The following is an 11452-nucleotide window of genomic DNA, read 5'->3' as shown; positions in this document are numbered from 1 at the left end:
CGGAGTGGGTCAGGCCGACGACGCTGGCGCGCCAGACGACCTTGCCGCGCAGCCGGACCGGCTGGACCCGGATCTCGCCGGCATCGGCCTCCCGCCGCGCCACCAGCGCGGCGCTGCGGGCAGCGGCCTGGCTGCGGAACGCGCCGACATGCACGGCCCAGGTCGCGGGGCGGGGATGCGGCGGCGGCCGCATCTCGCTGACGCGGGTCACCTCGGGGGGGTGCGGCAGCTCGGCCGCATGGGCGGAATTGGTCAGCGGCATGCGGGATGCGACCAGCACCGGCTTACGCTCGATCGGGACGTCCATCTGCTGGAAGCCCTGGTTGAGCAGGGCGGTCATCTGGATGTCCCGCTCCCCGTTCGTGGAGGCGCCCAGCACCACGCCGATCAGGCGCACGCCGCCGCGCATCGCGCTGGTGATGAGGTTGTGGCCGGAGGCGTCGGTATAGCCGGTCTTCATCCCATCGGCGCCGGGGTAGGATTTCAGCATGCTGTCGTGGTTGAAGATCACCTGCCGGTGCCAGACGAAGCTGGGCGTGGAGAAATAGCGGTAATCGCCCGGGAAATCGGTGATCAGGCGGCGCGCCAGGATGGCGAGGTCATGCGCCGTGGTCCACTGGTCGGGATCGGGCAGGCCGGACGCGTTCTCGAACGTCGTGTTCGCCATGCCGAGCGCGCGGGCGCGCAAGGTCATCATCTGGGCGAACCGGTCCTCGCTGCCGCCCAGGAACTCCCCCAGGGCCGCGGCGGCGTCGTTGGCGGACTTGGTGACGAGGCCCAGGATCGCCTGCTGGACGGTCAGCTTGGACCCCGGCACGAGGCCCAGCTTGGTCGGTTCCATGCTGGCCGCGTGGGCGGACACGGGGACGAGCTGGTTCAGCGTGATGCGGCGGTCGCGCAGCGCCTCGAACGTCAGGTACAGGGTCATCAGCTTGGTCAGGCTGGCGGGATGGCGCGGCTGGTTGGCCGAGTCGGATTCCAGCACCGCGCCGTTGGAGGCGTCGATGACGATGGAGCTGTAGCGCGCCGATCCCACCTGCGCGTGGGCCGGTGGAGCGGCGAAAACGGCCAGCAAGCCTGCAACTGCCAGGAAGCAGTGCTGCATGTGCTTGCGCGGAAGGCACGCAAACATGGCCATTCATGTTCCCTTCTGAGCGATGACGCAATTTTAAGTAAGCGGGGCGGCGTCTGTCCAGAGGTTATTCCGTCAAAAAACGTAAAAAGTGAAGGTCTTAGAATGGAACCCTAAGGCGGATCGGCACAACCGGGAATTTTTGTGCAGTGCACAAAAAGCGCTTGATTGATGAATTGCGGACTCCTATATCGCTATTGTGTTGCGGTGCAGCATTTAAATTCCGCTCGATATCTTCGAGGGATTCCATCGGCCAGCACGCGCGGCAGCAGGAAAGAACCGGCTCGACCCTGGCACCGGTACCCCAGTGTCCGGCCTTGGCAAGCGAGAGGACAGACGTGAGCGCGAAACCCAAAACGACCGAGGCCGCGCCGGCGGCCGAACCCATCGCCGGCAAAACGATCGAAGTGACCGCTCCGGCCATCACGGCGGACGCCCCGAAGGCGGCGGCCGAGGCCATGGGGGCGACGCAGGCCAGTGTAAAACAAGGTATGGAGAAAGCCATGAAGACCGCCGAAGAGTTCGTTGCCTTCAGCCAGGGCAATGTCGAAGCCCTGATGAAGTCCGGCCAGATCTGGGTGACCGGCGTGCAGGACCTGTCCAAGCACGTCGCCGCCGCTGCCCAGGCTTCGATGGAAGAGGGTCTGTCGACCTTCAAGGCGATGACGTCGGTCAAGTCGCTGAAGGAAGCCTTCGACCTGCAGGCCGCTTTCGCCCGCAACGCGCTGGAGAAGACGGTGAGCGAGTCGAGCAAGCTGACCGATGCCTCCTTCAAGCTGACCGAGCAGGCGCTGGCCCCGATCACCGCGCGCGTGACGGTGGCGGTGGAGAAGTTCTCCAAGACCGCCTGAGCGCGAATCGCCTGACAGGGTGATTCCCCGCTGGGCGATCCCCATGGGGCGGTCCCTGATCAGGCTTGCATTGATCAGATTTGAGCAAGCGGGCCATGCCTGGCTTGAGGCATGTCAAGAAGGCCCGGACAGATGTCCGGGCCTTTCATTTTGCCCTCGCGGTCCGTGATGCCTCCGCCCATCTTCACGGATGCCGTGGTTCGGGGAACCGCGTGGCGGTACCGATGGTTTTGCCCTCAGGCCTCCCCCGGGACCCTTGCGAGAAATTCGAGTCGGCGCGATCGTCATGCCTGTGGCATGCGCAAGGCCCTTTCATCCGGGCCTGCGGTACCGATATGCTGGAACCTCAGCGGGATTGGTCACGATTGGCTCAGGCTCAAGACAGGTTCAGGCGCCGAACGGCACGAAGTCTGGGGACGGCGGTGCCGGGTTCGGGCGGACACGACCGAAGGACGGATGCACGGATGGCTGTGGGCCGATCGAAGGCGGCGAATGGATGCGAATAAGACATGAGTGACACCGATAAGCGCGGCGGCACGACCGAGGGGCCCAACACCGGGGTCGTCGTCAAGGCTCGGCCCAAGACCCGCAAGCCCGCGATGTACAAGGTGCTGATGCTGAACGATGACTACACGCCGATGGAGTTCGTCGTCCACGTCCTGGAACGGTTCTTCCAAAAGAACCGGGAGGAAGCCACGCGCATCATGCTGCACGTCCACCGCCGCGGCGTCGGCGTGTGCGGCGTTTACACGTACGAGGTCGCCGAGACGAAAGTGACGCAGGTCATGGACCTCGCGCGCCAGAACCAGCACCCGCTTCAGTGTACCATCGAGAAAGAATGATGGGATTGCCGAGACCGAATTCGCCATCATGTCCAACCTCCGGGCGTTCTTTCGGGAAATGCCCGGTGACTGCCACCCTTGGGACTGCCCAGGTGGGACTGCCCAGGTCCATGGTCTGGTTCCCGTGGTCTGGTCCGGCAACGGACCGCTAGCGTTTAGGAGCGTCGGATATGCTATCTCGCAACCTTGAACAGACGCTTCATCGCGCCCTGTCCCTCGCCAGCGAACGGCGGCACGAATACGCCACGCTGGAACACCTGCTCCTCGGCCTCGCCGAGGACTCGGACGCCGCCACCGTGCTGAAGGCCTGCGGCGTCGACCTGGAGAAATTGCGCGCCGACCTGACCGAGTTCCTGGACAAGGACCTCGCGGGCCTGGCGACCGAGCGCGCCGGCGATCCGAAGCCGACCGCCGGCTTCCAGCGCGTCGTGCAGCGCGCGGCGATCCACGTGCAGTCCTCGGGCCGTGACGAGGTCACCGGCGCCAACGTGCTGGTGGCGCTGTTCTCCGAACGCGAAAGCCATGCCGTCTACTTCCTGCAGTTGCAGGACATGACGCGCCTGGACGCCGTCAACTTCATCAGCCACGGCATCGCCAAGGCCCCCGGCCGGTCCGCGTCCCGTCCCGTCACCGGTACCAACCAGCCGCAGGGCAACGACAAGGGCGAGCCGGAGCAGGAACGCGAGGAAAAGCCCAGCCGCCGCAGCCAGGACGCGCTGTCGAACTACTGCGTGAACCTGAACAAGAAGGCGATGGCCGGGAAGATCGACCCGCTGATCGGCCGCGACATCGAGATCGAGCGGACCATCCAGATCCTGTGCCGCCGCACCAAGAACAACCCGCTGTACGTGGGCGATCCCGGCGTCGGCAAGACCGCGATCGCCGAAGGCCTGGCCAAGCGAATCGTGGAAGGCGACGTGCCGGAAGTGCTGGCGAAGTCGACCATCTTCGCGCTCGACATGGGCGCGCTGCTGGCCGGCACGCGCTATCGCGGCGATTTCGAGGAACGGCTGAAGGCCGTGGTCTCGGAGCTTGAGAACCAGCCGGGCGCGATCCTGTTCATCGACGAGATCCACACGGTGATCGGCGCGGGCGCGACCTCGGGCGGCGCGATGGACGCGTCGAACCTGCTGAAGCCGGCGCTGGCGTCGGGCAACCTGCGCTGCATCGGCTCGACCACCTATAAGGAATTCCGCAACTACTTCGAAAAGGACCGCGCGCTGGTCCGGCGCTTCCAGAAGATCGACGTCAATGAGCCGTCGCTGGAAGACTCGGTGAAAATCCTGCGCGGCCTGAAGCTGAACTACGAAAAGCACCACAAGGTCCGCTACACGGAAGAAGCCATCCGCGGCGCGGTGGAGCTGTCGGCGAAATACATCCACGACCGCAAGCTGCCCGACAAGGCGATCGACGTGATCGACGAGGTCGGCGCGTCCCGCATGCTGCTGCCGGAGCACAAGCGCCGGAAGACCGTCACGCTGAAGGACGTCGAGGAGATCGTGGCGAAGATCGCCCGCATCCCACCCAAGTCCGTCAGCGCCGACGACAAGGAGACGCTGAAGAACCTGGAACGCGACCTGAAGGCGATGGTGTTCGGCCAGGACAAGGCGATCGAAGCCCTGTCCGCCGCGATCAAGCTGGCCCGCGCCGGCCTGCGCGAACCGGAGAAGCCGATCGGCAACTACCTGTTCAGCGGCCCCACCGGCGTCGGCAAGACCGAGGTGGCGCGCCAGCTCGCCTCCACCATGGGCATCGAGCTGATCCGCTTCGACATGTCCGAATACATGGAGCGGCACAGCGTCTCCCGCCTGATCGGCGCGCCGCCGGGCTATGTCGGGTTCGACCAGGGCGGCATGCTCACCGACGCGATCGACCAGCACCCGCACTGCGTGCTGCTGCTGGATGAGATCGAGAAGGCCCATCCGGACCTGTTCAACATCCTGCTGCAGGTGATGGACCACGGGAAGCTGACCGACCACAACGGCAAGACGGTCGACTTCCGCAACGTGATCCTGATCATGACGACGAATGCCGGCGCCTCCGACATGGCCAAGGAAGCCATCGGCTTCGGCCGCGAGGCGCGGACCGGTGAGGACGAGGACGCGGTCAAACGCCTGTTCACGCCGGAATTCCGCAACCGGCTGGACGCGGTCATCGCCTTCGCCGGCCTGACGCCGGAGATCGTCGGCCGCGTGGTCGAGAAGTTCGTCATGCAGCTGGAAGCCCAGCTCGCCGACCGGAACGTGACGATCGAGCTGTCGTCCGCCGCCAAGGAATGGCTGGCGGAGCGTGGCTACGACCGCCTGTATGGCGCGCGCCCGCTGGGCCGCGTGATCCAGGAATACATCAAGAAGCCGCTGGCCGAGGAACTGCTGTTCGGCAAGCTGGTGAAGGGTGGCGCGGTCAAGGTCACGCTGAAGGACGGGAAGCTGGACTTCGAGATCACCGAGGCCGCCCTGCCGGCCCTGCCGAAGCCGGAAGGCGACGACGACGGCAGCGCGGGCCGGGAGGAAGAGGTCGAGGTCTAAGGAAGGTCGCGCAGCCGGCCAGGGCGGGGTGAAGGGTAAGCCTCTTCAGCCCATCGCCCGCAGCATCTTGATCGCGGCGACGGCGGCGCCGAAGCCGTTGTCGATGTTGACCACGACAAGGCCCGGCGCACAGCTTGCCAGTGCCGCCCGCAGCGCCGTCCGGCCGCCGGCGGCCACGCCGTAGCCGACGGATGACGGCACGGCGATCACCGGCGCCTCCACCAGCCCGGCGAGGACGCTGAACAGCGCGCCCTCCATCCCCGCCACCGCGATCAGCACCCGGCAGGCCCGCAGCGCCGGCAGCCGGCCGGTCAGGCGCCACAACCCCGCAACGCCGACATCGGCGATGATCGGCGCCCGATAGCCATGGAACGCCAAGGTCCGGGCGGCTTCCCGAGCGACGGGCAGGTCGGAGGTCCCGGCGGCGACGATGCCGATGGCGGTGCCGGTATCCGCACCCATGTCCGCACCGATGTCCGCACCAACGTCCACCTGGGGCGCCGGCCCGCCCAGGACCGCCGTCCGGGACGGCGGGTCATAGGCCAGCGCGGCGCGCGTCGTAGCCGCCAGCGCGGCATGCCGCGCCTCGTCCAGCCGCGTCAGCAGCAGGCGCCGCCCCGCGGCCGAGGCGACGATCGCGTCGATCTGCGCCGGGGTCTTCGGCTCGCACAGGATCGCCTCCGCCACGCCGGTCCGGCGGGTTCGGTCCCAGTCGATCTCGAACTCGTCCGACCCGGACATCAGCGATGCACGAACATGGCGCCGCGCCGGTAGGGGCGGACGCCCAGGAAAACCCGGTCCGCGGCGGCGCAGAGGCTGCGCGCGGCGTCGGCCAGCGCGGGCGAGGGGGTGCCGTCCAACTCCACCGCGATCCCCTGCCGGGTCACCCGGCAGCGCAGCGCCGCCGCGCCGGGGGCGAGGGGCGCCAGGCTGGTCTCGACGAGGTCGATGAAGGCCAGGTCGTCAGGATCGATGGCGATCCCGGTCTCCACGCGGCTGGACAGGCAGGGCTGCGCCGGCAGCGCCGCCACGTCGTCCAGGCCGAGGTCGCGGGCCAGGGCACGCACCGCCGCCTTGTCCATCCCCGCCTCGATATACGGATGCACGACGGAGCGTTCGGCGGCGGCCAGCAGGCCCGGCCGGTAATCGCCCAGGTCGTCGGTGTTCGCGCCGGAGGCGATGACCGCGCCGGTCATGCCGCGGATCCGGTCATAGAGGTTGGACTTGCAGAAATAGCAGCGGTCGACCGGGTTGTCCCGGTAGCGCTTGTCCGCGAACTCCCCCGCGCCCGTCACCGCCAGGTCCCACCCGTCGCGTTCGGCGCGCGCCCGCACCCGTTCGGTCGCGGCCGGCGGGACGGCGGGGGAGACGGCATGGATCATCCGCACCGCCGCCCCACCCAGGTGGCGGTGCGCGAAAGCGGCCAGCGTCATGCTGTCCACGCCCCCGCTGACGGCGATCGCCAGGGAAGTGTGGCGATCCAGGCTGGCGGCCAGGGCCGTCATACCGGCAGCCCCCTCACCGTCATGGCGGGCGAAGGCCCGCCATCCACGACTGACCCCTGGCTCCACACGGCGAGGCATGGCTGGTGGCTCTTCGCCCGCCACGACGGCAACCGCGGCGTCATACCGCGTCCTCGGCCAGCCGTTTCATCCGGCGGCGGGCGTCCAGGCTGTCGCCGGCCAGATCGTCGGCCTCGGCCTTGGTGCTGCGGGCGCCGCCGCGCTCCACGGTCTTGACGCCGACGGACGCGCTGCCCGCCGCGACGCGGGCCAGCCGCCGCGGCAGCACGACACGGCGTTCCCGGCTGACGCGCAGGCCGATGGTGGAGGTCTCCAGAAAGCAGCGCGCGACCACCGCGTCCTGATGCCCCGGCCGCACCAGCAGCCGGAACGACTGCATCGGGCGGCCTTTCTTGCCCTGGACCTGTCCGATCGTCAGGTCCAGCACGCCGGGGACGGCACGCAGGCGGTCGGCGGCGACCGCGATCTCCTCCCCGGTCATGTCGTCGACCTCGAAGCCCAGCACGCCCACCTCGTCGCCGCTGGCCGCCTCCGTGGGCTCGAAGACCAGCGCGCGCAGGATGTTGGGGAGACCCGGCAGGACCCGCGTGCCGGCGCCGCTGCCCGAGGCGACCAGGCGGCCCTCGGTGGACGAGCCCCCCGGATCGGCCAGGAACCGCAGGATGGCGGCGCCGGTGGGCGTCACCCGCTCGCCGGTCACGCCGTCGTCGCGCCAGGTGAAGCCGGTCAGCAGCGCCGCCGTCGCCGGGGCCGGGACGGGGAGCAGGCCGTGATGGGTCTTCACCAGCCCGCCGCCGCGCGGCAGCGGCGAGACGGACCAGCGCGCGCCGTCCAGCGCCGCGGCGATGCTGCCGGCGGCGACCACGTCGACCAGCGAGTCCCAATCCGCGATCTCGTGGAAATGGACCTGCTCCAGCGGGACCTGGTGGATGTCCGCCTCGACCTCGGCGATCAGCGTCAGCAGGCCGATCGCCTTGTCCGCCGTCCCGCCATGCAGCGCGGCGCCGCGGATGCGGGCCACCATGTCGGCGAAGCTGCCCGAATTGTCGTGATGGTCGTCATGGTGATGGTGGTGCTGCCGGTCGGTGCCGGTCAGGCCGAATCCCAGCGCCTTCAGCCCCCCGCTGCGCCGCGCCGGCAGCGCGACCCCATAGCCCGGCGGCAGCACTGCCCGAGCATCGGCCAGCACGCGCGGCTGCAGGTCCGGCAGCGCATCCAGCAATGCCGCCACGAACATATCGCCGGCAATACCGCCCACCGCGTCGAGGTGGATGTCCGGCATCGTCCTACCCCGCCTGGTGCACCGGTACCACGTAAGGCCCCTCCGGGATGATCGCCACCGACCCGTCGCCATATCGCTTCAGGCTGCTGGCGACGGCCTCGTCGAGCGAGCGGACGACCTCGACCCCGGTGATGCGCCGTTCCTCGGCGTCCAGCCCGTCCGTGTAGAGTTGGATGCGGCCGATCCGCATGGGCTTGAGCTGCATTTCCGTCTGCCATTCGTCCACTTCGGCCAGCGACTTCGCGGTCAGCGTGGCCAGGAAGCGTTCGGCGCCCAGTTCGACCAGGCGGGTCTGCGCCGCGCGGAACTCGGGCGAGCCGAAGCCTTCGGAGCAGCGTGAGGCGATGATCAGCGTGCCGCCCGGTTCCAGGATGTCGATCGGCGTCACCATGCCCTTGACGGTCTGGTAGTAGGTCTTGTCGAGCGGATAGCCGGCCGAGGACGTCACCACCGTCTTGAAGCGCCGGCCGACCTTGATCCGGGTGGCGTCCTGGATGAAGGCGACGGCGGCGAGGTGGCTGGCGATGATCTCGCCGAAGGTCACATGGACCAGGTCGCGGTCTTCGTCGATCACCGTGTTCAGCGCGTAGATTTCGCCGACCATGCGGACGATTTCCAACTGCTCCTCATGCAGCGGATTGCCGACCAGGTTGCACTGGATCGCAAGCGGGTCCTCCATGAAGCGGGCCGAGTGGAAGGTGCGGATGGTGCGGTGCCCGGCCACGCCGGGTGCCACCACTTTGCGTCCGCCCGACCAGCCGGCCATGAAATGCGGCTCCACCAGGCCGGTGGCGACCCGCAGGTCGGCGTCCATCAGGATGCGGTTGATGCTGACCGGCGTGCCGCGCGTGGCGGTGACGCCGAGGTCGACATGATCCTGTTCGTTGCGGGCGTAATGGTTTTCGACGCGCACGTTCCGCATCACCCAGGGATCGCCGACGACCTCGGCCAGCTCCTCGCCCAGGTTCGGGCGGTGCAGGCCGGTGGCCACCAGGATGGTGATGCGGTCGAGCGGAATCCCGGCGGCCACCATCGTTTCGATCATCGGGCGCAGGAACAGACGGTTCGGCACCGGGCGGGTGACGTCGCAGATCAGAATGCACGCGCTGCCCCGGCCCCGCGCCAGCTCGGCCAGCGGCCTGGCCGCCACCGGATTGTCCAGCGCGGCGCGGATCGCGGCGGGACCGTCAGGCAGTTTCGGCAGCGTGGCCTTGCGGATCACGGTCGCCTGCGTGCCGGCCGGCAAGGTCAGGTTCAGGACGCCCTTGCCGTACGCGAGCCCCAATTCCTGCTGTGCCATGCGAGCCTCGCGCCGTGGATGGATCGCGCCTTCCGAAGGAAAGGAGCGGATGATCCATTATCGGATTTCACCCGGATGGTGACAAGTTCGGCGGCCGATGGCGAAACCGCCGGACCCGACCCCGCCGGATGGCGATGGTCACTTGCTGTCGCCGTCGTTGCTGCCGGTGACTTTCTCGGTCCACTTGTCGACGACGTCCTTCATCTCCCCCTCGAGCGTGGAGTTGACGCCAGCCGCCTGCATCAGCTCGTCCGCGACGAAGGTCGTGCCGTGCTCGAACGCCGCATCCATGGCCTTCCGGCCGTAGTCCTGGATCTTCTTCGGGAGCTTGTTGATGACCTTGTCGCGTTCTTCCTGGTATTTCTTGCGCGCGTCGTCGGTGATCGAGCCTTCCTTGGGGGCTTCGATCGCTTTCAGCCGCAGGAACTTCTCGTAGTTCGCGCGGGGGATGAAGTCCGGCAGGTTGGCGGCGATCTTATGGGCCAGCTCGTCCGGGTCGTAGTCTTTCGTCTCCGGCCGATCGACGACATGGCGTCCGTCGAGGCCCTCTCGAAGCGTGTTCTCGGCGACCACGACGCGATCGGTGGCGGTGACGCCGGTTTTGTGCTTTTGCGCCCCGGCCAGGTCGTGCAGGAATGTCTTGAGCGCCGCCTCGACGTCATCACGCGACACGCCGGGGTCTTTCCTGGGATGGGCCTCCACCTCCCGCCCTGCCGCCTCCTCGCCTTCCTTGCGCATGTCCGGGGTGCCGCGCATCTTCAGGCTGCCTTTCCCGTTCGGCTGCCCTTGGGCGGGCGCGGACGCATGGGGCGGAGGCGGCTTGAGGGTCGCGCGCCGGTTCTGGCTCAGGTCGGATTTCGAGAACCGGTCGGTGCGGCCATGGCCGGCGAACGCGATCCGGTCCTTGGGGATCCCGTGCTTGCCGAGATACGTGGCGACCGCGGCCGCCCGCTGGTCGGCGAGCGTCTTGTTGTGGCCCTCGTCGCCCTCCATGCTGGCATAGGCGTCGATCGTTACCTTTTCGGAGCTCGCGGCGCCCGTGTAGGCCGCGATGTAGCTGTCGAGAGACGTTCTATCGCTGTCCGTCAGGGTGGAATCGTCCTTGTCGAAGAACAAGTCCGTCGCCGTGGCCTTCGGCGTGCCGGACGGCATCGCCGCCGCGGCCGCGTCGATCATGGAATCGAGCAGCGGTTTCATGGGCGGATTTGTGACGCGGACGTCGATGTGGAGGAAGTGCGAGGCCCAATCAGCCTGGGCTTCGGTCAATCCGCCAGGAGAGGGATCGTCGTCGTTCATCGATACCTCGGGTGATGACTGTCATAGAGGCCGATCGATAACCAAGCGCTTGATTTTGCGGTTGACAGTAATCCACGGCGGAGACAGGTGGCAATGGTTGGCCGCCGGGTGTTTCGCGACGCACCAGCCCGGTCAGTCGGACCGGTGGGCGGCCTCCGTCGGCTGCATCCGTGTGAAAACGCGAGTGACGATCGCGGCCGACGATCATCGGATCGCCGGATCAGGGTGCCGCGCTGGTGCCGGGTGAGAGATTTGAACTCCCGACCTTCGGTTTACAAAACCGCTGCACTACCGCTGTGCTAACCCGGCCGCCGGTGCTGTGCGGCTGTCATGCCAGATCGCCGCCGGAAATCCAAGCGCAACGCACGCTCTTTTATGGCCCCTGGCGTTTCCGCGTCGCCCGGTCCAGCGCCGACAGGTGTTTCCGAGCGGCGGCGGCGCAGTCGATCTCGATGGCGCGGTAGCGGGAGACGATGGCCTCTCCCAGCTCCGTCAGGCGCGCGCCGCCGCCGCCGCTGCCGCCCGCCGCGGTGGTGACGACCGGGCCGCCCAGCGTGGCGTTCAGCTCCTCCACCAGCTCCCACGTCCGGCGATAGGAGATGCGCAGCACCCGCCCGGCGGCGGAGATGGAGCCGGAGCGCGCGATCTCTTCCAGCACCGCGACCTTGCCGGGGCCGATTCGCGCCCCGGATTCCAGG

At 67.9% G+C, this 11452-nt stretch carries 10 protein-coding genes and 1 tRNA gene; 3 read left to right on the top strand and 8 right to left on the bottom strand.

Annotation, left to right across the window (positions count from 1 at the left end; translation table 11 throughout):
• A partial coding sequence (locus VHB27_RS12810; protein WP_408903998.1) for a D-alanyl-D-alanine carboxypeptidase family protein occupies window positions 1-1138 on the bottom strand: 1138 nt, incomplete at its 3' end.
• A 143-nt stretch (window positions 1139-1281) separates the two neighbouring features.
• Between VHB27_RS12810 and VHB27_RS12805 the strand changes: the two genes are divergently transcribed.
• The 3 genes from VHB27_RS12805 to clpA all read left to right on the top strand — a co-directional run bounded on the left by VHB27_RS12805 (window position 1282) and on the right by clpA (window position 5353).
• On the top strand, window positions 1282-1983 hold the full coding sequence (locus VHB27_RS12805) for a phasin family protein (RefSeq protein ID WP_325600949.1): 702 nt from the start codon (window positions 1282-1284) through the stop codon (window positions 1981-1983).
• Window positions 1984-2492: 509 nt separating this feature from the next.
• Window positions 2493-2825 carry an ATP-dependent Clp protease adapter ClpS gene (clpS, locus tag VHB27_RS12800; protein WP_325600947.1) on the top strand — a complete coding sequence of 111 codons (333 nt, stop codon included), beginning with the start codon at window positions 2493-2495 and terminating at the stop codon, window positions 2823-2825.
• 170 nt (window positions 2826-2995) lie between these two features.
• On the top strand, window positions 2996-5353 hold the full coding sequence (gene clpA / locus VHB27_RS12795; RefSeq protein ID WP_325600945.1) for an ATP-dependent Clp protease ATP-binding subunit ClpA: 2358 nt from the start codon (window positions 2996-2998) through the stop codon (window positions 5351-5353).
• 45 nt (window positions 5354-5398) lie between these two features.
• Here clpA and larB read toward each other — a convergent pair whose 3' ends face one another.
• The 7 genes from larB to VHB27_RS12760 all read right to left on the bottom strand — a co-directional run.
• On the bottom strand, window positions 5399-6094 hold the full coding sequence (larB, locus tag VHB27_RS12790) for a nickel pincer cofactor biosynthesis protein LarB (protein ID WP_325600943.1): 696 nt from the start codon (window positions 6092-6094) through the stop codon (window positions 5399-5401).
• Complete coding sequence (locus VHB27_RS12785) at window positions 6094-6858, bottom strand: hypothetical protein (RefSeq protein ID WP_325600941.1); 765 nt, start codon at window positions 6856-6858, stop codon at window positions 6094-6096. Before VHB27_RS12785 ends, larB begins: the two co-directional genes overlap by 1 nt.
• 118 nt (window positions 6859-6976) lie before the next feature.
• Window positions 6977-8158 (bottom strand): LarC family nickel insertion protein, encoded by a 1182-nt coding sequence (locus tag VHB27_RS12780; RefSeq protein WP_325600939.1) that lies wholly within the window; start codon window positions 8156-8158, stop codon window positions 6977-6979.
• A gap of 4 nt (window positions 8159-8162) precedes the next feature.
• Entirely contained in the window at window positions 8163-9458 is a 1296-nt protein-coding gene (gene larA, locus VHB27_RS12775) for a nickel-dependent lactate racemase (protein WP_325600937.1), read from the bottom strand.
• Window positions 9459-9596: 138 nt separating this feature from the next.
• Complete coding sequence (locus VHB27_RS12770) at window positions 9597-10754, bottom strand: OmpA family protein (protein WP_325600935.1); 1158 nt, start codon at window positions 10752-10754, stop codon at window positions 9597-9599.
• A 234-nt stretch (window positions 10755-10988) separates the two neighbouring features.
• Window positions 10989-11063, bottom strand: a tRNA-Thr gene (locus tag VHB27_RS12765).
• A 64-nt stretch (window positions 11064-11127) separates the two neighbouring features.
• On the bottom strand, window positions 11128-11452 hold a 325-nt coding region (locus VHB27_RS12760; RefSeq protein ID WP_408903997.1), incomplete at its 5' end, for a winged helix-turn-helix domain-containing protein.

Source organism: Rhodopila sp. (genome assembly GCF_035548235.1).
Lineage (GTDB): Bacteria > Pseudomonadota > Alphaproteobacteria > Acetobacterales > Acetobacteraceae > Rhodopila.
Note: the sequence above shows the minus strand (reverse complement) of the source record. Positions and strands in the feature narration are given on the sequence as shown.

Bases quoted from the DNA above. Each gene is read 5' to 3' on its own strand.
- clpA (WP_325600945.1), top strand. From the start codon at position 2,996: ATGCTATCTCGCAACCTTGAACAGACGCTTCATCGCGCCCTGTCCCTC.
- clpS (WP_325600947.1), top strand. From the start codon at position 2,493: ATGAGTGACACCGATAAGCGCGGCGGCACGACCGAGGGGCCCAACACC.
- VHB27_RS12785 (WP_325600941.1), bottom strand. From the start codon at position 6,858: ATGACGGCCCTGGCCGCCAGCCTGGATCGCCACACTTCCCTGGCGATC.
- larA (WP_325600937.1), bottom strand. From the start codon at position 9,458: ATGGCACAGCAGGAATTGGGGCTCGCGTACGGCAAGGGCGTCCTGAAC.
- VHB27_RS12780 (WP_325600939.1), bottom strand. From the start codon at position 8,158: ATGCCGGACATCCACCTCGACGCGGTGGGCGGTATTGCCGGCGATATG.
- larB (WP_325600943.1), bottom strand. From the start codon at position 6,094: ATGTCCGGGTCGGACGAGTTCGAGATCGACTGGGACCGAACCCGCCGG.
- VHB27_RS12770 (WP_325600935.1), bottom strand. From the start codon at position 10,754: ATGAACGACGACGATCCCTCTCCTGGCGGATTGACCGAAGCCCAGGCT.